We start from the raw sequence: 25,376 nt of genomic DNA on the forward strand, positions 1-25,376 counted from the left end.
GGCTGATTAATTAGAACTGTCGCTATTTTAGCAAAATTCTGCGGGCAAAAAAAAGCCGCTTAAGCTATAAGCGGCTTTATATTCGTTATATTAAGCCGTTATTGTTGATAATAGCTTAAACAAGTTTCCACTTCGTTTTTTGAACCCATTATCACTTCAACACGTTGGTGAATATCTTCTGGCTCAATATCCATGATACGACCTTGAGACGTCATGGCTAAGCCACCTGCTTGTTCAATTAAAAAACTCATTGGGTTTGCTTCATACATAAGTCGAAGCTTATAAGGTTGTTCAGGGTTTTTGTTGTCTGCCGGATAAGTAAAAATACCACCGCGAGTTAATACTCGGTGAATATCTCCTACCATGGCAGCAATCCAGCGCATATTAAAGTTTTTACCACGAGGACCTGTGTCACCAGCAACTAAGTCTTGAATATACTGTTGCATTGGCGCTTGCCAAAAACGTTGGTTAGACATGTTAATGGCAAACTCTTTTGTATCTTGTGGCACTTGCACGTTACGCTCTACCAATAAATAACCGCCATGTGTGCGATCCAATACGTAAAAGTGTGTGCCTCTACCTGTGGTCATCACTAACATCGTTGATGGACCATATAACACATAACCGGCACAAACTTGTTTATGGCCCGCTTGTCTAAACTGAGCAGGATCTGCAGCGTCAACATCGTCACGTGCTTCATGGATTGAGAAAATAGTACCGATTAATGAATTGATATCGATATTTGAGCTGCCATCAAGTGGATCAAACGAAACAACAAACTTGCCTTTGGCATCACCAACCACTGAATTTTCTTCTTCTTCAGAAGAAATAGCACGAACAAAACCTGACTCTAAAAGAATATCTTTAAATAGTTCATTGGCAACGACATCGAGTTTTTTCTGAATTTCACCCTGAATGTTCTCGTCTAAGGTGGAACCCATCAAACCGCCTAAATGTGCTTGGCTAACACGAAATGAAATTTCCTTTGTTGCAGCCAAAATGGTTTTTATTAGGGAAATAAGATCTAATGGCACATTATCTTCACGTAAAGCGGGAGCAAGTCGTTGCATTGTATTACCTAATTTTTTAGAGTATGACAGTTAACATTGTATATCATGGTGACTTTTTGAGCGTAAAAGCAGTAACTTAGCCCCACGATGATTTAAAAGTGTTAGTTTTAGTATAGTGAATGACTCAATCAAACTTAGCGATGTAAGTTAAAAATAAAAGTTTTCACTGATACTTTCAGGTGGATTATAACAAGAAGTTTGCCGTTTATTGTAGAGATAATTCTAAGAAATACGCGATATTGGCTAACAAAAAAGGAAAAATAATGAATTCAGTGAAATATGTTTTTTTACTACTTTTTTGTAGTATTTTTTCATTTAGTGCTTTGGCCGATTATGGTGATTTTGTCAAAGACATGAAAAAGCATCAGGGTTTCTTCAATTTCTATTATGACGAAGATTCCGGCAAAGTTTATCTTGAAATTGATAAATTCAACCAAGATTTCCTCTTTCAAAGTGCTATGCCTCATGGGGTAGGGTCAAATGACATTGGTTTAGATCGCGGGCAGTTAGGCAAAACACGTTTAGTGAAGTTTGAGCGTGTTGGCGACAAAGTCTTGTTTAGACAGCTCAACCCTTATTACCGCGCGGTAAGTGACAATGTACTGGAGCAGCGTGCTGTAAACGAAGCATTTGCTACTTCAATTATTTGGGGCTTTAAGGTTGCTAAACGTGATGGTCAAAAAGTGTTAATTGATTACACGCCATTTTTATTATCAGATATTCACGGTTTAGCAGCGACATTAAAAAACCGTAAACAAGGTAACTTTTCAGTTGATAGTAATCGCAGTGCGTTTTATCAACCTCGCAGTAAAGCCTTTCCGCAAAATACAGAATTAGAAGCGATCGTGACATTTAAAGGTTCTGGTGCGGGGCAATACTTACGTTCTGTAACGCCTGAACCAACTGCCGTAACTGTGCAATTACATCACTCATTAATTGCATTACCAGATGATAATTATCAACCAAGAACTTTTCATCCATACAGTGGACACTGGGCACACAGCTATGCTGACTACGCAGCACCAATTGAACAGCCGCTGGTAAAACGTGTCATCAATAGACACCGTCTACAAAAGAAAAATCCACAAGCAAAAGTAAGTGAAGCGGTTGAGCCTATTGTTTACTACTTAGATCCTGGCGTTCCTGAGCCAATTAAAACGGCATTAATTGACGGTGCGTTATGGTGGGATCAAGCATTTGCTGCAATTGGTTATAAAAATGCCTTTCAGGTAAAAATGTTACCTGCTGATGCCGACCCGATGGATGTTCGTTATAACGTGATCCAATGGGTACATAGAGCGACACGTGGTTGGTCGTATGGTTCATCCGTTGTTGACCCAAGAACGGGCGAAATCTTAAAAGGTCATGTAACTTTAGGATCATTGCGTGTCCGCCAAGACTATTTAATTGCGCTTGGTTTAACTTCACCTTTTAGCCAAGAAAATACCGATACCAGCAAAATGAAGGCGATGGCGCTAAAACGTATCGAACAATTGTCAGCCCATGAAGTGGGCCATACCCTTGGTATCGCACATAACTTTTCTGCTAGCGTAAATAACCGCGCTTCGGTGATGGATTATCCTCATCCACTCATTAAGTTAACCGATGGCAAAATTGATTTATCAGATGCTTATGACAGCAATATTGGTATCTGGGACAAACACGTTGTTGCCTATGGTTATCAAGACACAACCGGCCAAGATGAAGCCGCTTATTTAGCTAATGTTATTAAACAAGCCCAAGAAAAAGGTCTGCAATATATGTCAGATCCTGATGCTCGTCCTAGCTCTGGTGCCGATGCTCATGGTCATTTATGGGATAACGGTGCCAATGCGGTTGATGAATTAAATCGTGTATTAAAAGTTCGTCAAAAAGCCTTGGCTGACTTTGGGTTAAACAGTATTCCAGAAGGCACGCCGTTATCTGAAATTGAACCAGTATTAGCGCCAATTTATAACTTCCACCGTTATCAAGTGGAAGCGGCGGTGAAATCTATTGCTGGTTTAAACTATAGCTATCAAGTAAAAGAAATTGGCGTACCTAGTGAGATGTCAGTGACATCTGGAGCTGAGCAAAAACGAGCGCTGAGTGCATTATTAAATACGTTATCGCCACAAGTTTTAACGCTGCCACAACACATTATTGATGTAATCCCACCTAAGGCTTATGGCTATTATCGTGACCGTGAAAGTTTTGCCAGTAATACTGGTTTAGCCTTTGATCCGATCAGTGCCGCAGAAGCGAGTGCCAAACATACTTTAACTTTGTTATTGAACTCGAGCCGTTTAGCTCGTCTTGCTCAGCAAGCGGCAAACAATGAAACAATTCCTTCAGTGGAAGCATTGTTAAGTGAATTGAGTACAAACACACTTAAACAAAAGCCGGCTAGTGGGCATCAGTTGTTGGTGCAACAACGTGTTAACCAACAAGTGGTAGAGCACTTATTGTCGTTGTGGCATAACAAGTCATTAGTGTCAGAAGTGAGAGCGGCAGTGTTAGCCGAACTTGAACATATGCAAGATTGGTTTGAAGATTATAGCGAGAGTAAAAAGTACCGTGAACTTAACGCACATTTTGCTTTGTTAGCTCGTCAAATTGAGTTCAGCTTGGAACATCGTGAACCTGCAGTGCCAGCATCAAAGGTTAAATTACCGCCAGGCTCGCCAATTGGTGGATAAGCCGAGCAATTAATCTAATACGGAACTTAATGTTAGCCAAATGACTCATAAAAATTAAATTCTTGAGTCATTTGGGGTGGCATGAAGCATGGAAGCGACATTAAAAAGGAAGCTGGTGTTATGGTTAACACGGCTTCTTTAACTGTACATGACCTCGATGAAATATTTGGAACTTGGAAAAAAGATGGGGGGCAATGCACTAAAACAAATCACTTTTTATCCAAAGCGCCAACACAATTCATCCCAATTATTTTATCGGTACTATTAGGCCACTTGTTATTGTTTTACATGGCGAAGGTCACCATTGAAAAGCCTCAGATAGCAGATGGTACGCCACAAATTCACGCTAAATTGTACTATGTTAAAAAGCAAAAGCAGCAACAGCCACTAGTACAAGTTAGTGAGTCAGCAGTGCCCGCTGAACCATTGCCCAATCCTGAAGTTGTTCCAGTTAAACCAATAACCAATAAAAAAGTGAAAACTGAGCTTGAAGTCAGTCATCGAATACCGCCAGTGGAGCAAGCAAAGTCTGCCCCAACCTCGTTAGCTGAAAAAACCTTGCAAGGCTTAGCCTCACAAATAGTTGAGCAAGCAAAAAACGACGCTGCCACTATCAATTATCAAGAATTTATTGACAAAAAATCGCAAATAGCTCGCTCGATAACGCCCTATGTTGAGGGACTTGCAGTTGGTGAGCTAAAGGTAAAAACTAAGCCGGTCAATTGTGACAACGCGCTAAACAAAAGTGTCGCGGTGTTTATACCAATTGAAATAAATATTTGACCACTTAGCGAGGGTTAACAAGTTCAGAGGCAAGGCATTGATTGCAAAGAATGGTTATTCCATTGTTAAAATCAATAACGCGGGCTATGAGCCTGTTAAACTCGCCCTTTGGGAACTCATTAGCGCTCTGATAACATCTCTAAATAATCTAACCATAGAATGACTATGCTTAAATTATTTAGCTTGTTCTAAGTACGCTAATGAAGTTCTATGTTGAACAAATATTTAATTCAATTGGTATTCGTGGCTTGCTGGGCGGCACGGTAAAGTGTGAGCGTTTGCCTTCGGTTAAGCAATTTATAAAAAAGCGGCTTGAACCGGAAGGGGATTCAAACCGCTAAAGCTAACACTGTGTTAGCCATAAAGCCTTAAATACTTGCCGGTACATTTGTTTTACGAGCTCTTAACTTTTTTATATCTGTAATAATCACCACATTACCTAACATAATGGCAACAAAGCCCATTAAGGTGTATTCACTCCAGATAAAGCCTTCAAACATCGTTGAAATAGCAACTGCGACCGCGGGAAACAGAATGTTGGCGTAAGACGCTTTTTGCGCGCCTATTTTTGTTAACAAAGTTAAATAACAGGCAAAGGCGATAACCGAGCCAAATATAGACAAGTACAACAAAGAACCCAGGTAACTAAAGCTCCATTCAAACGAAAAGCTTTTACCCTGTAATAATAAAAGTACCGTCATGAAAAGTGCACCATAGCCCATGGCCCACGCATTAGCTGGCATAATGGCAAAACCATCTTGCTGATTTTTAATCGATAACATATTGCCAAAAGAGGCAGACAAGGTGCCAACTAGACACAACACAAAGCCCAATACCGTGCTATCTGATAAAGATAGGTTGGTCACTTGTGGCCAAAACAGCGTGATGATGCCCACTAATCCTAAAAAACTCCCGAGATAAACATTGGCCTTAATTTTGGTGCCAAAAAATAAACGCGCGTTAAAAATATTCATGATCATCAAGGTGGAAAAGGCAATGCAGGCCAGTGCTGAATTGATATTTTGTTGGGCGTTGTAAAGTAAAAAGTAATTAATGCCAAACAGACAAATGCCAAACGCAAACAATTGGCAATGAGCGCGCAAAGAGAACTTTAACGACTGTTGTTTTAGGATACAAAATATAAATATAACTGCCGAAGCAAGGACATAACGATAAACAACAGAAGCTTCAGGTTCTACATTGCCTAGTTGAAAATTAATGGCAAACCAAGTTGATCCCCAGATCAGCACGGTCAGGGTATAAAGAAAAATGTTATTCACGCCGATCCTCAATTAAATGTGTAGCGAACATAGACAGTGTAGCGTCTGTTTGTTTTAATAACATATACAAAAAAATAAAAATGGAACCTATACAGTTTGCGATTATTAAATAAATCAGCACCTGAGTTTTTATACCAGCAGGTTATCGATTTTATTGATAAACAAGCCAAAGCGGGTGTAATAAAGGCCGGCGATAAACTGCCAAGCCTTCGAAAGCTCAGCAGCCAATTTGCCATTAGTGTGCCCACAGTTAAACAAGCCTATTTAGAATTGGAACGCCAAGGCACGATTTCGGCTAGGCCGCAGTCAGGTTATTACCTGAATGCAAAAACTGCACGAACCTTATTACCCATGCGCGCTAAGTGGGCACAGTGTCAACCGGTTGAGGTTTCTTGTCGAAGTTTAATCGAACAAGTGTATGATGCGGTTCATCTGCCAGATACCGTTGCGCTTGGCATTTCTAATCCGATAAATGCACACCCACCTGATAAAAAATTGGCGCGATTGATGCGCTCTGTTATCAGCAAAACGGCAGAAAAAGCGGTTAGTTATGGGCCCGTTAATGGAGATGCTAAGTTAAGACTTACTTTAGCCTTGCGGTACCAAGAGCAGGGCGTTGATGTTAACCACCAAGATATGGTGATCACCAATGGTGCACAAGAAGCTATTTCCATTGCGCTGCAATGTGTTGCACAAAAAGGTGACATAATTGCTGTAGAATCCCCCTGTTATTTTGGATTGATCGAGCTCATTGAAAGTTTAGGCATGAAGGCACTTGAGGTTTATACCTGCACCGACAGTGGTGTATGTTTAACTGAACTTGCTAATGTGCTTGATAAACACCCTGTTAAAGCCTGTTTATTTTCTTCTGCAATCAATAATCCACTGGGTTCGTTGATGAGCAATCAAGATCGGCAAGCCATGGTGAAATTATTAGAGTCGCGTAATATCTATTTAATTGAAGATGAAGTGTACAGCGATTTATATTTAACCGAGCAGCGACCCATTCCCGCACAACTCTATTCAGAAAAGGGCTTAGTGATGACCTGTTCTTCCTTTTCTAAAACTGCAGCGCCGGGTTATCGTATCGGCTGGTTAATTCCAGGCAAACATGAAGAAGCAGCCAAGCGTATTAAACGCGCACAATCTTGCTCAACGGCGATGTTGCAACAATGGACGTTAACCGAATATGTGCTCAGTGGTGATTATGATCGCCACATGGAGCTGATGCGCAAAACATTACGCTTTAATAAAGAACGCATGATTTGTGCAATTTCCAAATACTTCCCCGATGAGGTGTGCACATCTAATCCTCAAGGTGGCAGTGTGCTGTGGATCCGCTGCCGTTCCCATGTCGACACCAGTATTATCTTCAAGCAAGCGATTGCCAAAGGGGTGAGTTTTGCGCCGGGGCAAATTTTTTCTCCTTCGGGCAAATATCAAAACTTTATGCGAATTAGCTTTGGTGTTAAATGGAATGACAATATTGAGTCTGCATTAAAAACCTTAGGTGAACTTGTCGCTAATTACCCGCTACCGGACAACAAATAATGTCACAAACAAACAACGGCACTTCAATCGCAGTGTCTCTTAAACTTTTATTACCGCTATTGGCCTCTATTGTTGCGGTTTCTCCTTTGGCGATTGATATGTACTTGCCTGCAATGCCATTACTTGCAGATAACTTTTCTACCGATATGCCGACCATTCAAAATAGCTTAAGTATTTATTTACTCGGTTATTCTCTTGGCTTGTTTTTGGTTGGGCCTCTATCTGACAAATATCCGCGCCGCCGTATGGTACTTATTGGTTTAACCGGCTTTTTTGTCTTTAGTGTTTTATTGATATTTGCGCAAACTGCTGAGCAGTTTTTATTGCTGCGTTTTTGTCAGGCATTTATCAGCAGCGCCGCGATTGTGGTGGTGCCGGGGACAATTCGTGAACGTTATAAAGAAAATACCGCAAAAGGATTTTCCTATGTGTCGATGATCATGATGTTAGCTCCTATGGTTGCTCCCAGTATTGGCAGTATTATGTTACTGCACAGTTGGCAGGCTATTTTTATGTTTTTGGCTGGTTATAGCATGTTGGTATTGCTGGCGGCCTACAAATTTTTGCCAGAAGCGCAGCACAAAAGTGGCAATAAAAGCCTTAACTTTTTTAAACGTTATCGCGTGGTTTTGTCGCATAAGTCTGCACGATTAGATATTTTAAGCTCAATGTTAGTGTCGTTAGCGTTTTTTGCTTTTATTACTTCGGTTACATTTATCTATATGACAGTTTACAACGTGGCGGAGTTTGAATTCAGCTTGTTATTTGCCTGCACAGTATTGGGCTTGATGACCGCACACTTTACCAATACCCGCTTAGTGACCCGTTTAGGTTCACGTAAAATGATGGCATTGGGGCTTTCTATCGGCGTGACTTGCGCGTCGGGTTTATTGTTAGTGAACTTCCTTGAATATCCACTGTTTTACACGGTAGCAACCTTGATCCCATTAATGGGCAGTATTTCCATCATGGCGGTTAATGCCGATGCCATGGTATTGTTGCAGTTCTCAGAAGAAGCAGGCACCGCAACCGCGGTCATTGGTATTTTACGTTTTGGTGTTGGTTCATTAGCGGGGCCAATATTGGCGTTTTTCTACGACGGTACAGCACTGCCGTTTGCCTTTTTGATGTGGTCTTCTATTTTTATAGTATTTTTAATTCAGTTAATTCATTTGGTTAGGATAAAAAGATGAAAAAAGTAGCAGTTATTTTAGCTGGCTGTGGTGTTTACGACGGCGCAGAAATTAATGAAAGTGTTTTAACCTTATTGCACCTTGCCAAACAAGGGGCGAGCTATCAGTGTTTTGCGCCGGATATCATGCAAATGCACACCATTAATCATTTAACAGGTGAAGAAGAAGCAACCAACCGCAACGTATTGGTTGAAGCGGCGAGAATTGCTCGTGGTGATATTAAAGCGTTATCAGCACTTAACGTTGACGAATTTGATGCCTTATTGGTACCTGGTGGTTTTGGCGCAGCAAAAAATTTATCTGACTTTGCAGTAAAAGGTGCTGATATGACTGTGCAAGCTGAAGTATTGGCCAGTTGCCAAGCATTTGCACAAGCCAACAAGCCAGCAGGCTATATGTGTATTGCGCCAGCGTTATTGCCAAAAGTGTATGGTCAAGGCGTGCAAGGCACTATTGGCACTGATGCTGATACCGCGGCAGCGTTTAATGCGTTGGGTGGTGATCACCAACAACGTGCAGTAGATGAAATTGCCATTGACGAACAGCGTAAAGTGGTCAGCACACCTGCTTATATGTTAGCAGAGTCACTAGTTGAAGCTGATGCAGGTATCAGCAAGCTGGTTGCGCAAGTGCTGAAAATGGCTTGATATAGAGCGGATATCAGATATCAGGGACAGACCACGATTTAATGATTTCTTTAATCGTGGTCTGTCCCTGATTTACTTTAAGTTTAATGTGCAGTCCTGTGCACATCACCCTCAAGGCTTTCAATATCGCTGACCATAATCTTGCCGTTGCTAACGTCGTAACTTAAAACGTCTAATAGCTCAAAGCGTTCTTTTTGAGTATTCCCCTTAATAGAAACTGCTTTGAGTACGGTTTTGTTGTTTTCGGGCACACCGTAATACAACACATTGTTGTCTATTTTTGCATGAAAAAACAACTTGGGTAGGCGCAAGGTCGTATTCGCCAATTGAGCAAATTCATAAAGGCTGAAATCTTGTTCAGCTAGCGTGGCTCGATACAACAGGTGACTTTCTTGCTCAATAAGGTAAATAACATTTTGCTCTGTCGCGTCACTTAGCCCATATGCCCATCGATTACCCATAGGGTTAACTTTTCTGCTGCTTTCATCAATGGCGATGAGCTTTGGTGTACCATTTTCAACAGCGGTAATGGCGATAGCGTTTTGGCCTAGCCAATCTGTAGCAATGATAGGGCTTTTACTGGTGTAAATTAACTCACTTTCTTTAAACTCAAGCACTGGTGAAGCAGGGCTTAAGCGGCTAACCGGTACCAAATACACCTTATTTTCGATATTAATTAATACCTTAGTATCATCGTGAGATAACGATACATGGTTTATCGATAGTGTTTGGTTAAATTGCGTCGCAATTTTAGCTTGTTTATCTCTTTCGCTGGCCAGATAAATTTGTTGGTGGCCAGAGCGTGCTGAAACAAAGAAATATTTAGCTTGATGATGAAATAGGGCTGGTGTGGTGTCGTTCACTCTTGAGTTGTTGATAATGCTCGTTAATTGTTGCTCGCTAGATAACCAGCGATTACTCCAATTTTTTTGCTCTGTGCTAAAGACGATGTGTTCACCATCAGGAAACAACGTCATTTTAGAGGCTAAGTTTTCTGACACATTGATAACAGTTGTAGCATTTTGACCGTCAAAATCGCTTTTAATGATTTTTTCTGTTGGTGCAGGGCCAAAATAATAGATTTGCTCTGAATCATGATGCCAAATGGCTTCCACTACGGGGTAGTCAAACTTAATGCCTTCGGCGATTGTGTTGTTGTTTAAATTCAGTGATAACAGCTGGGTTTTATGATCGCTTTTAGTGCTCATGATCAGCAGCTTGTTACCATCCGGTGAAATATCTAAGCTATGGTGTCCCCAGCCTTGTGGTTCTACTTGAGTAACTAACTGGTGCTTTTTACTGATTAGGTCATAAGCATATATTTGATTTGGCCATAGATTTTTGGGCTGTGCGGCATAGTAAATGATTTGGCGTTTGGCATGATATGCCATGTCTTTAATACGTTTGTTGCTGCAATCAAATAGCTTATCTACCGTATTTTCAATTGTGGTGTCCTTCAGTGTTGCCCTGTAAACAGCACATTGCTCAGAGAGTTGTGCTAAAAATAGTAGCTGTGTTGTTTGTGTACTGTCATCAATATCTAGCCCGATGATTTGTTGAATATTGTACTGACCTGTATCGATTTGTTGTGTTTGTCCGCGTTTAATATCTTTTTTCCATAGTTGGCTTTGTGCACTACCTGACTGTTGCTTTAAGTAATATAAGGTGACTTTATCTGGGTGTATGTGTGCCGACTGCTCAGCGCCATGGGCACGTGTTAATGGGATAGAGTAGTAACTTTTATTTGCTTGTTCTTTTGAGTTAAACATTTGCCAAATGACAATAACCAACAATACAAACAGAAAAGCGAATACCTTAAGCGTTTGATGGCTTTTATTTGTCGGCTCAGCAAGCTCAGCGGCTTTAACTTGAGTATTTTGTTCAATGTTCAGTTCAGCCTTTGGTGATAGGTTCACTGTTGAGTCAGTGTAAGGCACAACCTCTGGAATTAAACGATAACCTCTTTTCGGTATCGTTTGGATATAACGTGGGTTTTTAACTTCATCACCTAACAGTTTGCGTAAGTTAGCAATAAGTTTGTTTATCGCGTTATCGGTAACCAGTGAATTAGGCCAAATGGCGTCTAAAATATCTTGTCTGGAAATGATGTTATCTGGCTGATTGATGAACAGTGCAAGTAACTCAAGCACTTTAGGCTCGGCGTTTATCTCTTGCCCTTGGTGTAAAAGCCTTATTTGTTGCTCATCAAAAACATAATCGCCAAATTTTTTCATATAGTATTTAAGTCAGTTGTCCAAAAAGCTGATTTACTGAATATCGTGAAATTAAATCTTAAATAAATAGGCGGTTATCCTAAGGCAAAAACTCTCACAAAACAAAGGGCTTATTGGTTTTATCACCTTTTCATCACCTTTTTTCCTTTAATCATCATTACTTTTTTTAGCCAATAACTCAGGCTACTTATCGATAACAAGACAACCTTATAAAAAGGAAACATGATGTATAAACCGTTAATCACTGTGTTGATGTGGGGGCTATTAATCGCAACAACTCAGGTGAATGCGCAAGCACGTGGTGAATCAAAAACTGACAGCTTGTACTCCAACATATTATCTGAGCAGCGAGAGCTATTGATCCAATTACCCAATAGCTACAAGCTAAACAAATCGCAAAGTTACCCTGTGCTCTATTTGTTAGATGGCACCAGAAACTTTAACCATGCGGTAGGCACCTTGGACTTACTCAACCAATCTTATATGGCGCAAGAAATGATCATTGTCGCGATTAAAAACACCGATCGCACACGTGACTTTACCCCAACGTATAATGAAAGTTATAACCGTTGGGGCATTTCTGGTGGCGCAGAAAAATTTCTAGATTTTATGGAAAAAGAACTTATTCCATACGTCAATAAAACCCACCGTACGAACGGTTTAAAGATCCTCTCAGGCCACTCGTTTGGCGGATTATTGTCAGTGTATGCCTTCCAATCTAGGCCAGGGCTCTTTCAGGCACATTTTGCGTTTAGTCCAAGCTTATGGTGGCATGACGAAGTGTTATTTGATACGGCTAAAAACGTGTTAACCAATACCAAAGATTTAAATAATTATTTGTATATCAACATGGGTACTGAAGGTGGCATGATGTTGAGTGCTTTTGAAAAATACCAACAACTATTGGCTGAACATGCACCAAAAGGTTTGCGCTATAAAACGGAATTAGTTGAAGATGAAAATCACAATACCACGGCCATGGTAGGTCACAACCCTGCATATCGTGATCTGTTTGCTATGTTTCAATGCCCAGAGGATATTCAAAAGCAGGGGCTTGAAGCAATACAAACATTCTATAAAGCCTTGTCTAAGGACTTAGGCTATGAAGTGAAGCCGCCTTACAGTGTGATTAAAGATGCTGGTCACTACGCACTTAATGACAAAAACGTCGATAAAGCGATAAATCTTTTTCAGCATAATATAGATACCTTTCCACACATTGCTGACGCGTATTTTCGCATCGCTTTTGCCCTTGAACAAAATGCACAACTTGAAAAAGCATTGATCATGGTTGATAAGGCGATTGCGTTAAGTAAAGTGGAAAACGTTGAGCAAAATGCCTTTGAGTATTATCGAACATACCTTAAGCAAGAGATTGCTAAGTAATCATACTTTTGTTTTTACTTTTAGGTGTATACACTGTGCGACTTGTTAAAAAGTACGCAGTGTAGTTTGCATGATTGATTGGTCAATTTTACCGTTATTTTTTACCGCGATATTCTTCTTAGCAATATCGCCGGGACCCGATTTAATACTGATTTCAACTTACTCTTCGACTAAAAGCTTTAAAACAGGGCTGATGATAGCGTTAGGTATTTTTGCTGCAGGCGTGTTGCAAACTTTATTGGTGGCGTTGGGTTTGGGTCAGCTTATGCAGTCGGTTCCCGTTTTGGCTTATTTAGTTAAAGCGATTGGGGCTCTTTATTTAACATACTTGGGTGTAAAGCTGTTACGAAATTGGTGGCTCAATAACAGTCAAACAGATGAGATTCATCCAGCTAAAAGCGCAACCAATGCTCAATTAGTTATCAGAGGGTTTTTAAATAACTTGCTAAACCCTAAGGCTCTGTTGTTTTTTAGCTTATTTTTACCTCAGTTTACTTCAGGTCAACACATGTTAAGCCAGCAAATCTTAATTTTAGGTTGTCTTTTAAGTGTGTTTGTTTTGATGATCAATTCGATATTCGCCTTCTGTTTTAGCGCTTTGGGACAATGGGCTGGCAGCAAACTAAAACTGGGAAGACATATTGATGGTATGTTAGGCGTTATCTTTCTCGCATTAGCTACCAAACTAGCAACAGATAAATAACGGCATATTCTGAGCTGGCACATTGTTTTCAACTTAACTGGCTTTTTGGTGGATTTGGGGGCAAATCACGAATAACAGAACGAACTTAATCGTGGTCAGCCCCTTTTAGCCATCGATATAACACCTTCCAATAATTAGCGATTAACACTCCACCAATAATCCCTACAACTAAGGGATCGATAATCACCAAATTCGCCGCGCCATATAGAAAAAAAGAAGCTATTTGGTAACCAATGTAGGTGAAAAATATAATGTTGATAAGTTTTTTCAAGACATCCTTCTCTTGATAATGGTTAAAGTTTGCAGCGTTTCATTAGAAATGGGGACAGACCACAATTAAATGAACTCTTTAATCGTGGTCTGTCCCTTATTTAAAAGTGCAATTATTGTTCTTCCGACTTTTTGCATAGCTGATCGCCATAGTAGTTGTCTGGGTAATTACAGTCTTTCTTTGGCGCTTTTGCTGTTTCAGTGGGTTTTGACTCAATCAGTTGTTTTATAAAATTTGCCATGTTGTTGCTCCTTAATTTGCGTTTACATCACTACTTTGTCAAATAAATACGTTCTAGTACATGGCAAGAATTTAATGACAACATTCAAAAAAATTGAACATAGAGGTACTGAATAGAAGTACCCAGTGGATTAACTATGTTCAATGACCAGCTCTTTGCTGTAATTGGCCATTTGTTCACTAAACAGTGCTTTTAGCTGGTCGATATCTTTGGTTCTGACATAGTTTGGTCGAATAACAAATGAGATGCGGCGGTGTGGCCCTGGTTCGTTTAAGTGCACTGCACGTAGCTCTGCACTTTTAGCAACAAGCTGATCCAGTGCCATATGCGGTACTAAGGTTGTGCCAAGTTTACCTGCCACCATTTGCACAATAGTGTGTAAACTGGTGGAATCAAACGACGATTCCATGCCTTTGTTACTTAAACTACATGCCGCCAATGCGTGGTCTTTTAAACAGTGACCGTCTTTTAATAACATCAGCTTTTCTAGTGCTAACTCATTACTGGTGATTTCTTTTAAGCTGTTAGGGCATTCGTCTTGATGGCTGACCCAGTAAAAATCTTCCTGCCAAAAGTCAAAACTGATCAAATTTTCCAGTGGGTACGGTAAGGCCAATATTGCGGTATCGATATCACCTTTTCTCACCATATCAACCAGTACATGTGACTGCTCTTCGATGATCTTTAATTTAAAGTTGGGAAACGCTTTGCGTACCGCGGGTAATACTTTGGGTAATAGATAAGGACCAATCGTTGGAATAACACCAATAGTCATAGGTGCGGTTAATGGTGACTTATCCAGTTGTGCCATCTGATATAAGTCGTCTACTTCCAATTTTATGTTGCGCGCCTTTTGTAAAAACAATTCACCTTGCGTAGTAATAAATACATTTTTGTTGTTTCGCTCAAATAGCGTTACCGACAAATGCTTTTCAAGTTCATGAATGGCGGTACTTAATGCTGATTGCGAAACGTTACAGGCTTCAGCGGCTTTTTTGAAATGCAAAGTTTCAGCTACGGCAATGGCATAGTTTATTTGTTTTAGTGAAATCATAAGGCACTCTGTAATTCAGTTTTATTGAATATAATAATCGAATTAATCAATTTTTCTAACAATTTTTACTGCCGTACTATACACCCATCGAAAGCAAACAAGCTTTTTAAACAAATATCCATTAACGATGAGGAAAAAACATCATGGCACAAATTGGCAAATCAATCCCAGAATTTAAAGCAACTGCATTTCATAACGGTGAGTTTGTAGAAGTAACGTCTGAATCAGTAAAAGGCAAGTGGTCAATCTTCTTGTTCTACCCAGCAGACTTCACGTTTGTTTGTCCTACTGAATTAGAAGATATGGCAAACCAATATGAAGAGTTACAAAAACTAGGTGTTGAAGTGTACGCCGTATCAACAGATACCCACTTCTCACACAAAGCATGGCATGACTCAAGTGATGCTATTGGCAAAATCAAGTATCCAATGCTTGGTGACCAAACAGGTAACATCACTCGCGGCTTTGACGTGATGATTGAAGAAGACCACATGGCACACCGTGGTACTTTCTTAGCTGACCCTGACGGCATCATCCAAGTAGCTGAAATTCACGCTGGTGGCATTGGTCGTAGCGCTAAAGACATGGTTCGTAAAGTTAAAGCGGCTCAGTATGTTCGCGACAACGACGGTGAAGTATGTCCTGCAGCATGGGAACAAGGTGAAGCGACATTAACACCTAGCCTTGACCTAGTAGGCAAAATCTAAACATAAACATTGAAATCAATGTCATTGGCAGGCAGCGCTATGTGCGCTGCCTATGTTCACCTAAGCAGTAAGGTAAAACTATGTTAACAAACGACGTATTAAACGCATTAAAATCATATACCGCCAACATGAAAAACTCTGTGACACTGGTTTTACAAACAGGCGAGCATGAAAAACGAGCAGAGCTAAAAGATTTTTTAACCCAGTTAGCATCTGTTTCTGAAAAAATTCAAATTTCTGAAAGTGATGTAGGTCTGCGTAGCCCAGTATCATTTTCATTGTTGGCTGATGAACAAGCTACAGGTATCACCTTTTCCGGTATTCCTGGTGGTCACGAATTTAACTCGCTAATTTTGGCGATATTACAAGCTTCAGGTACCGAGCTAAAGCTTGATAACAGTTTGCAGCAGTTAATTGCTGCTATTGATAAACCACTGCAATTTGAAGTGTTTGTGTCACTAAGCTGTCACAACTGCCCTGACGTTGTGCAGGCGCTAAACCAATTTGCCTTATTAAATGACCAGATAGAATCAGAAATGATAGATGGTGGCCTGTACCCCGAACTTATTGCTACTCGCAATATTCAAGGGGTACCTAGTGTTTATCTAAATGGTGAATTATTTGCTAACGGCAAAATTGACACCGCAACTTTGGTTAGTAAGTTACAGGAAAAATACCCTGATATTAGCAAGGCAGCAGCAACAGAAAAATTACCGTTGCAAGATGTTACTGTCATTGGTGGTGGTCCAGGTGGTGTTGCAGCAGCGATCTACAGCGCACGTAAAGGTTTAAATGTCACCTTAGTGGCTGACAGAATTGGCGGCCAAGTTAAAGACACGGTTGGTATTGAAAACCTGATTTCAGTCTCTAAAACAACGGGAACTGAACTAACGGGCAATATGATCAAGCACCTGAGTGATTACGATATCACCATTAAAGAACATGTGCGTGTAGACACTATTGAAAAAGGCAAAATCAAAACCTTAACTTTGTCTACTGGTGAGCAAATTGAAAGTAAAACTTTGATCATCGCAACAGGTGCTAAGTGGAGAGAACTTGGCGTGCCGGGCGAAAAAGAAAACATCGGTAATGGTGTCGCTTATTGTCCACATTGTGATGGCCCATTCTTTAAAGGTAAAGATGTTGCCGTTATCGGTGGCGGTAACTCAGGTGTTGAAGCGGCGCTTGACTTAGCTGGTATGGTCAACCACGTCACTTTGTTTGAGTTTTTACCTGAATTTAAAGCTGACAAAGTGTTGGTGGATAAAGCACAAGCACATGAAAAAATCACTATGTTAAGCAATGTCGCGACCAAAGAAATTATCGCAGATAACGGTAAGGTTGTTGCTATAGACTATACCGACCGTGAAACAGGTGAGCAAAAGCGTCAGCACTTAGCCGGTGTGTTTGTACAAATCGGTTTATTACCAAACAGTGCATTTTTGAAAGGTATTGTTGAATTAACACCATATGGTGAAGTGATTATCGATGAAAAAGGCCAAACATCGGAAGACGGAATTTTTGCTTGTGGTGATGTCACGACCGTGCCTTATAAACAAATCGTCATTGCGATGGGAGAAGGGTCAAAGGCGGCATTATCAGCCTTCGATTATCTTATCAAAGCCTTCTAAACTTATTGGTTTCCCGCTTACCCACTAGCATCATCAGGATTGTGATGTTTAGTGGGTTTTTCTTTTTTATCTATACAGACATCAATTGTCACTTAATGGTCATTGCTTAGTTGTTACTGGATAAGTAGGATAGTTGTTCGATGCATTAACCGCTTCTTCAATTTAGACTCATGATGAAACACAAACGTAAACTTATCTTCATTACCTCTGTAGCTGTGTTATTTGCCTATTTAATGTTAGGTACCGCGGGCTTAGTGAGTTATTTAGCTAATCGAACGCTTGCAGAGCAAGGGTTAAACGTAAATATAAATAAGATCCGATTAAATCCATTTGCCATGACAGTGGAAGTATCTGATGTGCTGTTAACCTATCAAAACAAATCGGTATTAGAATTAGCTCAGCTTTCAGTTGAAACACGATTTGGCCAGTTAGTTAATGGCAATATTGCGATAGCGCAAGCCAATATTGCTGATGGTAAAATTGTGCTCAATTATCAAAATGATACCGTTTCTTTAGGTGGCTGGTTACCGTCAAAAACTGAAGAAAAACAACAAGAGAATAATACGACAAGTGAGCCACTAAACGTATTTATTCAGCAAGTTTTACTCAGTAACATCAATGTTGAGTTAAATGCACAGCGTAAACACCAGTTTGTATTACAACAAGCTAAAATTAGTGACAGTGAATTTTCCTCACTTGCGCAGCGTGTCAATGCTGAATTAGTGATGCAGCTAAACAATGAGCCGATGAAAGTGACGGCTAAAGCTGAGCAGCTAGAAGGTAAATGGCAACTAGATATCAGCGAGATGCAAGGTGCGTTGACGATAGATCATTATGCCCAGTGGATACCTGAGCCTTGGAGTAGCGCTAAAGGGCAGCTGACATGGAATGTAAAAGCTGCAGTGAATCAACTAGAAAAAGTTTGGTCGGTCGAGCTAGCGTCATTAACGTTTAATGCTTCATCACTGGCTGTTCCTTTGCTCACAGCAGGGGAGAGTAAAAAGGCGTTATTAGGTGAGTTAGCGCTCTCAAGTAACAATACTCATTTAGCTATTTCGACTATCAACAGTGGTGAGTTATCTGCCAGTTTAGGCACAACTGATTTAGCGTTAACCAGCTTACAGTTACCATTGGATGTGTCTGGGCAGGTATCAAACTTTTCACTCGACAGCTTTAATGTCAATGCGCCTAGCTCGTCAATAGCGTTAATGGCTGACGCTCAAGGGATGAATGCAAAGGGCATTGTGACGTTAGCAGGTTCAGGGGTTTCATGGATAGATGCGACCAATAATGATGTACTACTTAAGCTTGCACAGCTTGATATAACAGACCTTGATTGGGCATTGTCTGATGCATTATCACTTAATATCCCAGCGCTTAGCTTAGGGAATGGTGAATTTTCAACGCTAGCACAACAACCACAAGGTTTATCGTTAGGTGATAGTGCCCTACCACCGTTAGCAAAGTGGCGTACTGTTAACATTGCAAATATTGCTATTAAACCGCAGGCTATTGCGATTGAGGATATTAAAGCAGATATCGAACAAATCACTGTGGTGAAAACGAAAGAACAGCCGCTTGCAAACTTAACATTAAGAAGTAAAAACTCAAACGAAGCTGAGCAAACAAATACTCAGCAAACAAGCACTGAACAAGCAAATAGCGAACAGACCTCCAATGAGCAAGAAAGTGAATCAGCACAAACTTCAATTTCATTGGGAAGTGTCGAGATTTTAGGTGTTCCTAATATTAATTATTATGACTATTCACTCAAGTTTCCTATGGTTCAGCAGCTACAGATCGAACGTCTTTGGGTGAAGAATATTGTTTCTCAGCCTATCACTACGAAGGCTGAGTATTCCTTGTTAGCGAGAATGGGTAAACGAGCGGCTATCGATGTTGCGGGTCAGCTAACACCGTTTGATCCGACACAAGGGCTGAGTGCAAAAGGGACGTTCACTGGGGTCGACCTAACCCAGTACTCACCTTTTATTGCCGATGCTATTGGTCATAACATCAAACAAGGTATGTTAAACGCCAAAATTGATTTTGCAGTGGATAAAAAAGAAATCAAAGGTAAGGTTGATACCCACATAAAAGCGATTGCCTTATCGCCTTATATTGGTAAGGACGATCATCAGGTGACACAGAACAATTTAGTGCCGCTCAATTTGGCGATTGGCCAACTTACTGATGACAAAGGCAACCTAGACATTGATATTCCGCTAAGTGGTAACTTGGATGATCCAGATATTGGTTTAACGGGCATTATTTCTTTGATCACCACCAAAGCGATGAAGGAAGGGGCAAAAAGTTATTTAATGCAAACCTTTGTACCTTACGCCAATATTGTTAGTGTCGCTATGATGGCGGGAGGCACTCTATTTGCCATTAATGTGGATGATCTAAAATACCCTGCTGAACAGGTAATATTAGATGATAAACAAAAAACCTTTGCTGATCAGTTAGCGCAAATTTTGATAGATAAACCTAAGTTGCAAATAACGGCTTGTCCAGTACTCGGTAAAGCTGATGGTATTAGCGGGCCAGTCAAAACGCTTGCCGATAAAAAGATCAGTGAATTAAAAGCGATGGGACAACAACGTTTCCATCACTTTGTCGACTATTTAGTGGATGAAAAAGGTATTGCTAGTGACAGAATTGTGCCTTGTGCGTCAGAGTTATCAACGAAAAAAGCGCAAGGTCATTTAAGTTTTAGTATTAAATAAACTTGGTCTGAAAAACAAAGGCAAACCAACTAATTAGGTTGGTTTGCCTTTTCTTGTTCTCGGCGTTTTGCTTGCTCTAAACGCCATGTTTTAAGTTCTGCGTAATAATGATCCCAAACGCAAGGGTTGCAGGCGCTATCACAGCATTCACCGTCTGCAGGTGGTTGAGGCTTTTCAGCAATCTCACTCATGGTACTACTCACTTAATGGCTTTATTCATCGAGTAGTTTACGTGTTTTAGCTGCTAATCGCTATAACCCCAAGGCGCAGCTGGTGTTGTAACTGGTGAGGTTAAGTCAAAATCGACACGAAACTCACGACCTTGTCGAATCATGCGATAGGTAAATTTTTCAGGGTAAATATACATTTGCCAAGTATTGCCGTTTGACTGTGCAATGCCTGTTTTAACAAACAATTCTTTTGAATATTGATCCGCAGGAAATGACTGCACTTGCGCCCAGCCAGCATCTAAAGTGTGGCCGCCGTACATGGTTTGTGTATCGTAACTGCCGTCTTCATTACGGTGATCATGTTTAAGTGACAAGCCAGAGCCTGTTTTGCTGACGATCCAAGTGCGAGAGGCATTTTTGCCGACATGAAATGGGATTTGTAGCTCACTGTCTGTGCACTTACGCACATGCATGATTAATGACTTATTCAGAAAGTAATCACTATCACTGTTGTCGACGATTACTTTACCGGCAAAAGCTTTACCGCAATGCTGTCGAATGCTGTCAAAAAACTGGTTGTGGGTGTCGATAGAAACTAATGGTGCTTCTTTAATTGTTGTCGCATGTACAGCTGGTAGGACAAACAAAGAACTTAGTAATATCGAGGCAAAATTTTTAAACATGATTTATTCCTTTAAAAAAAAGCCCCGCGATTGCGAGGCCATTTAAATTAATTTGTTGCTAGCTTATTCACTTTCAGCCAGTTTTTTCTCTAGATAGTGAATGTTTGCACCACCATTAACAAAACCTTGATCGCTCAAGATATCTTTGTGAAGTGCAATATTGGTTTTAATACCATCAACCACTAATTCGTTAAGTGCATTACGCATACGAGCAATGGCAACGTCGCGATTGTCACCATAAGTGATCAGCTTGCCAACCATTGAATCATAATGTGGTGGTACCGAATAATCAGCATAAATGTGAGAATCCCAACGAACGCCCATACCACCTGGTGGATGGAAGCGTGTGATTTTACCCGGTGACGGAATAAAAGTACGTGGATCTTCAGCGTTAATACGACATTCGATGGCGTGACCAGCAATTTTAATATCATCTTGTGTATAAGATAATGGCTGACCCGCAGCAACACGTAATTGTTCTTTAATTAAGTCAACACCAGTGATCATTTCAGTTACTGGGTGCTCAACCTGAATACGTGTATTCATTTCAATGAAGTAAAACTCACCATTTTCATACAAGAATTCGAAAGTACCCGCACCACGATAGCCAATTTCGATACATGCGTTACAACAACGTTCACCGATTTTAGCGCGCATTTGAGGTGTGATCCCCGGAGCTGGTGCTTCTTCAACAACTTTTTGGTGACGACGTTGCATTGAACAATCACGCTCACCTAAATGGATAGCATTGCCTTGGCCGTCAGCAATTACCTGAATTTCAACGTGACGTGGGTTTTCAAGGAATTTCTCCATATAAACCATGTCATTGTTAAATGCAGCGCGTGCTTCTGCTTTGGTTAATTGAATGGCGTTTAGTAACTCAGCTTCTTCGCGTACGATTCTCATACCACGACCACCACCACCACCAGACGCTTTGATGATCACTGGGTAACCAATACGACGACCGTGTGCTAGGTTAGCATCTTTATCATCTGTTAATGGGCCATCTGAACCTGGAACACATGGTACACCAGCAGCTTTCATCGCTTTAATCGCTGATACTTTGTCACCCATCAAACGGATACTGTCAGCTTTAGGACCAATAAAGGTGAAACCTGACTGTTCCACTTGTTCAGCAAAATCAGCGTTTTCCGCTAAAAAGCCATAACCTGGATGAATTGCCACAGCATTGGTTACTTCAGCAGCAGTTAAAATGGCTGGAATGTTTAAATAGCTCTCATTTGCTGGTGGTTTACCAATACAAATAGTTTCATCGGCTAATAAAACGTGTTTTAGGTTTCTGTCAGCTGTAGAGTGTACAGCAACAGTTTTAATACCGAGCTCTTTACACGCGCGTAGTATGCGCAATGCAATTTCGCCTCGGTTTGCGATAACGACTTTTTCTAACATGGAATTACCCTCGGATTTGGGCTTATTCAATGATGAATAGCGGTTGATCGAATTCAATAGCGTCTTCGTTCTGCGCTAAAATCTCTTTGATAACACCTGATTTATCTGCTTCGATTTGGTTCATCATTTTCATTGCTTCAACGATACACAATGTATCGCCAGCGTTTACGTGTTGACCAACTTCAACAAAAGATGGTGCATCAGGAGATGGAGATGCGTAGAAAGTACCAACCATAGGTGAACGAACTACGTGACCTGAAATAGCTGCAGGTGCTGCATCAGCAGAAGGAGCTGCTGCAGGAGCCGCTGCTGGTGCAGCAGCTGGCGCTGGAGCCATCATTGGTGCAGCTTGCATCATAGGTGCTTGCACCATAGTGCCACCTTTGTTAATGCGAATAGACTCTTCGCCTTCAGAGATTTCAATTTCGTTGATACCTGACTCTTCTACTAGCTCGATTAATTTTTTGATCTTGCGAATGTCCATGAAAATTCCTTAATGACAATTAATAGTTGTACGTATTGTGACGGCTAAATTAGGCGTCACCGTTATTCTGTAAAAATTGGTGTGCAGCATCTAAGGCATAGCTGTAGCCTTTAGTGCCCAAACCACATATAACGCCTTGCGCTATATCGCTAAAAAAAGAATGATGTCGAAACGATTCACGCGCGTGCACATTAGATAGATGGACCTCAATAAATGGAATGTCAACTGTTAGCAATGCATCTCTTATCGCCACACTTGTGTGCGTAAATGCTGCAGGGTTGATCACAATGAAGTCTATTTTTTTATAAGCACTATGAATGGCATCAATGAGCTCGTGTTCTGCATTTGACTGAACATGTGTTAAGTCAATTTGCATCTCGCAAGCCTGTTTGCTTAACTGTTCAACTAGGTCAGCTAAGGTATTTGTACCGTAAATGCTCGGTTCGCGCTTACCTAGCATGTTTAAATTTGGACCGTTTAACAGTAAAATCTTATACTTTGATGTCATTTGCAGTGAACGTGCTTCTAATTATCGAATGTTAGCCATCATTACATATCTTGCCGAACAAATAAACACAGATTTGACTTGTTCCGCAAAGTTTCTATGATTTGTGAATTATTATAGTGATTTCGCCGAATTTAGCAGCAAAATACTGGTCTAATCTCTTGAGGTGTTTGAGAAGGTATAGTTTTATGTTGGTGATTTTGGTGAACTTCGCTAGAATTATCATGGCAGTTTGTTTTATAACTCTATGAATTATTAAACAGTAATCAGTTAAATTTACCCACTTACGAATTTTCCGTTGTCCCCCAAAGTGGCTGTAATATGAAGGAAATAGTTATCAGTCGTATTATTCATTCAACCCTTGTGTGCATCATGTTTTGTATGAGTATGCCAGCATTGGGCTCGCAACTGATCGCACATAAAGAGGTGGCGGAACAAGAGCTGACCGTAGCTCAATTGAAGCGTATTTATTCTATGCGACAAACAAGGTGGGGTGATAATACCCCCATCGTTTTGTTTGTTTTGCCCAGTCAACATCAAGATCACAAAACGTTTGCCCATCAAACCCTAAAGATATTGCCTTACAAGTTGGAACGTATCTGGAACAAGTCGACGTTTTCAGGTTTAGGTGTGGCACCTATCGTTGTTAATTCGCCAGAGGAAATGCTTAAAGCAGTGGCTAAGACACCAGGCGCTTTGGGTTATATGCAAGAAATTTCGAGGAATGAACAAGTTAATGTTATTAAAATTACAAAATAGGAAAGTAGGGAACATGTTGCGCAACTTTTGGCTAGCTTTAACTGGGGCATATTGTAGTGTTGTGTCGTATCATGCTCTTGCTGACAATGAGCAAAAAGTGCAATGGCATGGTTTTGTCGCTCAAGGTGCAATTGATGCAGATGGCAGTAATTTTGTAAATGATGATGAGTCAGCATCGTTAGCGTTAACCGAGCTTGGGATAAACGCGTCGTATCAATTAACTAATGACATTCGCCTTGCTGGTCAAGCGACATATCTAAACGGTGGTAATCGCTATCCCGATGGCTTTAGTTTGGATTACTTTTTAGTAGATTGGTCGGTATTTAGTAACGAAAAATGGCAAACCAATTTATATATTGGCCGCATTAAAAACTACCATTGGTTATATTCGGCAACACGCGATGTACCTATGACGCGACCGAGCATCATCTTACCGCAATCTGTTTATTTTGATGCCACTCGAAACCTATCAATTGGTGGAGATGGTGCTGCATTAACTGCGAAGTATTTTAGTGACAGCTATGGTGACTTTGATTTTAACATCAGCTCTAGTGAATCTGACATCTCTTCTGAGCAGTCTAGAATTTTATTAGGGCCTAAGTCGCAGGGTAAACTTAAGCATAATAAAGATCTGCAAACTAGCATTTATTGGCAGCCTGACATGTCTTCTTGGCGTTTTGGTTTAGCATTAACCGATGCCGACTTCAGTTACCTTAGTGGAGATTTTAGTGGCTTTTTAGATGGCACAATTGGATTAAAGCGCTATTATTTTAATGGTGAGTATCATGGAGAGAAGTGGACGTTTAGCTACGAGTTACTGCAAGAGACCATGGAAATTAACGGACTTTTATCAAAAAACTTTACACGTAAACCAACAGGCCAAGGTGGGTTTGCGCAAGTAGAGTACCTTTACAATTCTGACGTCAAAATATTGGCTCGGGCAGAACACTATTACGCTGACCGTAAAGACAAAACCGGAACAAAACTAAATCAGATCAGTGGAGGCACTATTCCACAACACTTTGGTTACCAACATGAATTTGTTGTTGGTACTACCGTAGATCTGGCAACAAACTTGCAGCTGCAACTCGAGCATCATTGGATTAAAGGTACTGCTCGGTTAACGCCTGTAGTAATCCCTAATTCAGAGGTTAATGACGACGAGTATTGGCAGTTAGCAGCTATACAGTTTGTATACTGGTTTTAA

General features: G+C 40.6%; 24 protein-coding genes. 13 read left to right on the top strand and 11 right to left on the bottom strand.

Annotated features, from left to right (window positions below):
- Nucleotides 1-98: 98 nt before the first annotated feature.
- A complete protein-coding gene (locus tag IE199_RS18910; protein ID WP_189773802.1) occupies nt 99-1,070 on the bottom strand; it encodes a class 1 fructose-bisphosphatase in 972 nt (323 codons plus the stop codon).
- A gap of 263 nt (nt 1,071-1,333) precedes the next feature.
- Here IE199_RS18910 and IE199_RS18915 point away from each other — a divergent pair, with 263 nt between their 5' ends.
- From IE199_RS18915 to IE199_RS18925, 3 genes are all read left to right on the top strand, one after another.
- Nucleotides 1,334-3,748 carry a zinc-dependent metalloprotease gene (locus IE199_RS18915; protein WP_189773804.1) on the top strand — a complete coding sequence of 805 codons (2,415 nt, stop codon included), beginning with the start codon at nt 1,334-1,336 and terminating at the stop codon, nt 3,746-3,748.
- Nucleotides 3,749-3,829: 81 nt separating this feature from the next.
- Nucleotides 3,830-4,531, top strand: coding sequence for a hypothetical protein (locus tag IE199_RS18920; RefSeq protein ID WP_189773805.1), 702 nt, complete (start codon nt 3,830-3,832; stop codon nt 4,529-4,531).
- 200 nt (nt 4,532-4,731) lie between these two features.
- The gene (locus IE199_RS18925; RefSeq protein WP_189773807.1) at nt 4,732-4,872 is read left to right on the top strand and encodes a hypothetical protein; all 141 of its coding nucleotides are present in this window, start codon (nt 4,732-4,734) and stop codon (nt 4,870-4,872) included.
- A gap of 27 nt (nt 4,873-4,899) precedes the next feature.
- On the opposite strand, the gene IE199_RS18930 is transcribed toward IE199_RS18925, so the two are convergent.
- Nucleotides 4,900-5,811: a DMT family transporter gene (locus IE199_RS18930; RefSeq protein WP_189773809.1), complete on the bottom strand. Its 912-nt coding sequence runs from the start codon at nt 5,809-5,811 to the stop codon at nt 4,900-4,902.
- A 96-nt stretch (nt 5,812-5,907) separates the two neighbouring features.
- On the opposite strand from IE199_RS18930, the gene IE199_RS18935 reads away from it, so the two are divergent.
- From IE199_RS18935 to elbB, 3 genes are read left to right on the top strand one after another with little or no spacing between them, the layout of a single operon-like run.
- Nucleotides 5,908-7,362, top strand: coding sequence for an aminotransferase-like domain-containing protein (locus IE199_RS18935; protein ID WP_189773811.1), 1,455 nt, complete (start codon nt 5,908-5,910; stop codon nt 7,360-7,362).
- Nucleotides 7,362-8,555 carry a multidrug effflux MFS transporter gene (locus IE199_RS18940; RefSeq protein WP_189773813.1) on the top strand — a complete coding sequence of 398 codons (1,194 nt, stop codon included), beginning with the start codon at nt 7,362-7,364 and terminating at the stop codon, nt 8,553-8,555. Before IE199_RS18935 ends, IE199_RS18940 begins: the two co-directional genes overlap by 1 nt.
- Nucleotides 8,552-9,202, top strand: coding sequence for an isoprenoid biosynthesis glyoxalase ElbB (gene elbB, locus IE199_RS18945; protein ID WP_189773815.1), 651 nt, complete (start codon nt 8,552-8,554; stop codon nt 9,200-9,202). Before IE199_RS18940 ends, elbB begins: the two co-directional genes overlap by 4 nt.
- An 83-nt stretch (nt 9,203-9,285) precedes the next feature.
- On the opposite strand, the gene IE199_RS18950 is transcribed toward elbB, so the two are convergent.
- Nucleotides 9,286-11,436 (bottom strand): winged helix-turn-helix domain-containing protein, encoded by a 2,151-nt coding sequence (locus IE199_RS18950; protein ID WP_189773817.1) that lies wholly within the window; start codon nt 11,434-11,436, stop codon nt 9,286-9,288.
- A 225-nt stretch (nt 11,437-11,661) separates the two neighbouring features.
- Between IE199_RS18950 and IE199_RS18955 the strand changes: the two genes are divergently transcribed.
- Together IE199_RS18955 and IE199_RS18960 are read left to right on the top strand one after the other, a co-directional pair.
- Nucleotides 11,662-12,822: an alpha/beta hydrolase gene (locus IE199_RS18955; RefSeq protein ID WP_189773819.1), complete on the top strand. Its 1,161-nt coding sequence runs from the start codon at nt 11,662-11,664 to the stop codon at nt 12,820-12,822.
- Between the two features lie 70 nt (nt 12,823-12,892).
- Nucleotides 12,893-13,525: a LysE family translocator gene (locus IE199_RS18960; protein WP_189773822.1), complete on the top strand. Its 633-nt coding sequence runs from the start codon at nt 12,893-12,895 to the stop codon at nt 13,523-13,525.
- An 85-nt stretch (nt 13,526-13,610) separates the two neighbouring features.
- On the opposite strand, the gene IE199_RS18965 is transcribed toward IE199_RS18960, so the two are convergent.
- From IE199_RS18965 to IE199_RS18970, 3 genes are all read right to left on the bottom strand, one after another.
- Entirely contained in the window at nt 13,611-13,796 is a 186-nt protein-coding gene (locus tag IE199_RS18965; RefSeq protein WP_189773824.1) for a hypothetical protein, read from the bottom strand.
- A 112-nt stretch (nt 13,797-13,908) separates the two neighbouring features.
- Nucleotides 13,909-14,037, bottom strand: coding sequence for a hypothetical protein (locus tag IE199_RS22120; protein ID WP_268245335.1), 129 nt, complete (start codon nt 14,035-14,037; stop codon nt 13,909-13,911).
- 130 nt (nt 14,038-14,167) lie between these two features.
- Nucleotides 14,168-15,091: a hydrogen peroxide-inducible genes activator gene (locus IE199_RS18970; RefSeq protein WP_189773826.1), complete on the bottom strand. Its 924-nt coding sequence runs from the start codon at nt 15,089-15,091 to the stop codon at nt 14,168-14,170.
- Between the two features lie 143 nt (nt 15,092-15,234).
- On the opposite strand from IE199_RS18970, the gene ahpC reads away from it, so the two are divergent.
- The 3 genes from ahpC to IE199_RS18985 all read left to right on the top strand — a co-directional run bounded on the left by ahpC (nt 15,235) and on the right by IE199_RS18985 (nt 20,158).
- Entirely contained in the window at nt 15,235-15,798 is a 564-nt protein-coding gene (gene ahpC, locus IE199_RS18975; protein ID WP_229854835.1) for an alkyl hydroperoxide reductase subunit C, read from the top strand.
- Between the two features lie 80 nt (nt 15,799-15,878).
- Nucleotides 15,879-17,429: an alkyl hydroperoxide reductase subunit F gene (ahpF, locus tag IE199_RS18980; protein ID WP_189773828.1), complete on the top strand. Its 1,551-nt coding sequence runs from the start codon at nt 15,879-15,881 to the stop codon at nt 17,427-17,429.
- A gap of 173 nt (nt 17,430-17,602) precedes the next feature.
- A complete protein-coding gene (locus IE199_RS18985) occupies nt 17,603-20,158 on the top strand; it encodes a DUF748 domain-containing protein (protein WP_229854838.1) in 2,556 nt (851 codons plus the stop codon).
- 29 nt (nt 20,159-20,187) lie between these two features.
- Here IE199_RS18985 and IE199_RS18990 read toward each other — a convergent pair whose 3' ends face one another.
- The 5 genes from IE199_RS18990 to aroQ all read right to left on the bottom strand — a co-directional run bounded on the left by IE199_RS18990 (nt 20,188) and on the right by aroQ (nt 23,413).
- A complete protein-coding gene (locus IE199_RS18990) occupies nt 20,188-20,349 on the bottom strand; it encodes an oxidoreductase-like domain-containing protein (RefSeq protein ID WP_189773832.1) in 162 nt (53 codons plus the stop codon).
- Between the two features lie 53 nt (nt 20,350-20,402).
- On the bottom strand, nt 20,403-21,011 hold the full coding sequence (locus tag IE199_RS18995) for a hypothetical protein (RefSeq protein WP_229854842.1): 609 nt from the start codon (nt 21,009-21,011) through the stop codon (nt 20,403-20,405).
- Between the two features lie 63 nt (nt 21,012-21,074).
- On the bottom strand, nt 21,075-22,421 hold the full coding sequence (gene accC / locus IE199_RS19000) for an acetyl-CoA carboxylase biotin carboxylase subunit (RefSeq protein WP_189773833.1): 1,347 nt from the start codon (nt 22,419-22,421) through the stop codon (nt 21,075-21,077).
- 22 nt (nt 22,422-22,443) lie between these two features.
- Nucleotides 22,444-22,905 carry an acetyl-CoA carboxylase biotin carboxyl carrier protein gene (gene accB, locus IE199_RS19005; RefSeq protein ID WP_189773835.1) on the bottom strand — a complete coding sequence of 154 codons (462 nt, stop codon included), beginning with the start codon at nt 22,903-22,905 and terminating at the stop codon, nt 22,444-22,446.
- Nucleotides 22,906-22,954: 49 nt separating this feature from the next.
- Nucleotides 22,955-23,413 (bottom strand): type II 3-dehydroquinate dehydratase, encoded by a 459-nt coding sequence (gene aroQ, locus IE199_RS19010; RefSeq protein WP_189773838.1) that lies wholly within the window; start codon nt 23,411-23,413, stop codon nt 22,955-22,957.
- 318 nt (nt 23,414-23,731) lie between these two features.
- On the opposite strand from aroQ, the gene IE199_RS19015 reads away from it, so the two are divergent.
- Both IE199_RS19015 and IE199_RS19020 read left to right on the top strand, forming a co-directional pair.
- Entirely contained in the window at nt 23,732-24,169 is a 438-nt protein-coding gene (locus IE199_RS19015; RefSeq protein ID WP_189773840.1) for a type 2 periplasmic-binding domain-containing protein, read from the top strand.
- 13 nt (nt 24,170-24,182) lie between these two features.
- Entirely contained in the window at nt 24,183-25,376 is a 1,194-nt protein-coding gene (locus IE199_RS19020; RefSeq protein WP_189773842.1) for a hypothetical protein, read from the top strand.

Source organism: Thalassotalea marina (assembly GCF_014656435.1).
Lineage (GTDB): Bacteria > Pseudomonadota > Gammaproteobacteria > Enterobacterales > Alteromonadaceae > Thalassotalea_C > Thalassotalea_C marina.

What these genes read in the sequence shown, in the direction of transcription:
- IE199_RS18910 (WP_189773802.1), bottom strand. Translation starts at nt 1,070, where the DNA reads ATGCAACGACTTGCTCCCGCTTTACGTGAAGATAATGTGCCATTAGAT.
- IE199_RS18995 (WP_229854842.1), bottom strand. Translation starts at nt 21,011, where the DNA reads ATGTTTAAAAATTTTGCCTCGATATTACTAAGTTCTTTGTTTGTCCTA.
- IE199_RS18925 (WP_189773807.1), top strand. Translation starts at nt 4,732, where the DNA reads ATGAAGTTCTATGTTGAACAAATATTTAATTCAATTGGTATTCGTGGC.
- aroQ (WP_189773838.1), bottom strand. Translation starts at nt 23,413, where the DNA reads ATGACATCAAAGTATAAGATTTTACTGTTAAACGGTCCAAATTTAAAC.
- ahpC (WP_229854835.1), top strand. Translation starts at nt 15,235, where the DNA reads ATGGCACAAATTGGCAAATCAATCCCAGAATTTAAAGCAACTGCATTT.
- IE199_RS18920 (WP_189773805.1), top strand. Translation starts at nt 3,830, where the DNA reads ATGAAGCATGGAAGCGACATTAAAAAGGAAGCTGGTGTTATGGTTAAC.
- IE199_RS18940 (WP_189773813.1), top strand. Translation starts at nt 7,362, where the DNA reads ATGTCACAAACAAACAACGGCACTTCAATCGCAGTGTCTCTTAAACTT.
- IE199_RS22120 (WP_268245335.1), bottom strand. Translation starts at nt 14,037, where the DNA reads ATGGCAAATTTTATAAAACAACTGATTGAGTCAAAACCCACTGAAACA.
- elbB (WP_189773815.1), top strand. Translation starts at nt 8,552, where the DNA reads ATGAAAAAAGTAGCAGTTATTTTAGCTGGCTGTGGTGTTTACGACGGC.
- IE199_RS18915 (WP_189773804.1), top strand. Translation starts at nt 1,334, where the DNA reads ATGAATTCAGTGAAATATGTTTTTTTACTACTTTTTTGTAGTATTTTT.
- IE199_RS18950 (WP_189773817.1), bottom strand. Translation starts at nt 11,436, where the DNA reads ATGAAAAAATTTGGCGATTATGTTTTTGATGAGCAACAAATAAGGCTT.
- accB (WP_189773835.1), bottom strand. Translation starts at nt 22,905, where the DNA reads ATGGACATTCGCAAGATCAAAAAATTAATCGAGCTAGTAGAAGAGTCA.
- IE199_RS18970 (WP_189773826.1), bottom strand. Translation starts at nt 15,091, where the DNA reads ATGATTTCACTAAAACAAATAAACTATGCCATTGCCGTAGCTGAAACT.
- IE199_RS19020 (WP_189773842.1), top strand. Translation starts at nt 24,183, where the DNA reads ATGTTGCGCAACTTTTGGCTAGCTTTAACTGGGGCATATTGTAGTGTT.
- accC (WP_189773833.1), bottom strand. Translation starts at nt 22,421, where the DNA reads ATGTTAGAAAAAGTCGTTATCGCAAACCGAGGCGAAATTGCATTGCGC.
- IE199_RS18955 (WP_189773819.1), top strand. Translation starts at nt 11,662, where the DNA reads ATGTATAAACCGTTAATCACTGTGTTGATGTGGGGGCTATTAATCGCA.
- IE199_RS19015 (WP_189773840.1), top strand. Translation starts at nt 23,732, where the DNA reads ATGAAGGAAATAGTTATCAGTCGTATTATTCATTCAACCCTTGTGTGC.
- IE199_RS18960 (WP_189773822.1), top strand. Translation starts at nt 12,893, where the DNA reads ATGATTGATTGGTCAATTTTACCGTTATTTTTTACCGCGATATTCTTC.
- IE199_RS18985 (WP_229854838.1), top strand. Translation starts at nt 17,603, where the DNA reads ATGAAACACAAACGTAAACTTATCTTCATTACCTCTGTAGCTGTGTTA.
- ahpF (WP_189773828.1), top strand. Translation starts at nt 15,879, where the DNA reads ATGTTAACAAACGACGTATTAAACGCATTAAAATCATATACCGCCAAC.
- IE199_RS18990 (WP_189773832.1), bottom strand. Translation starts at nt 20,349, where the DNA reads ATGAGTGAGATTGCTGAAAAGCCTCAACCACCTGCAGACGGTGAATGC.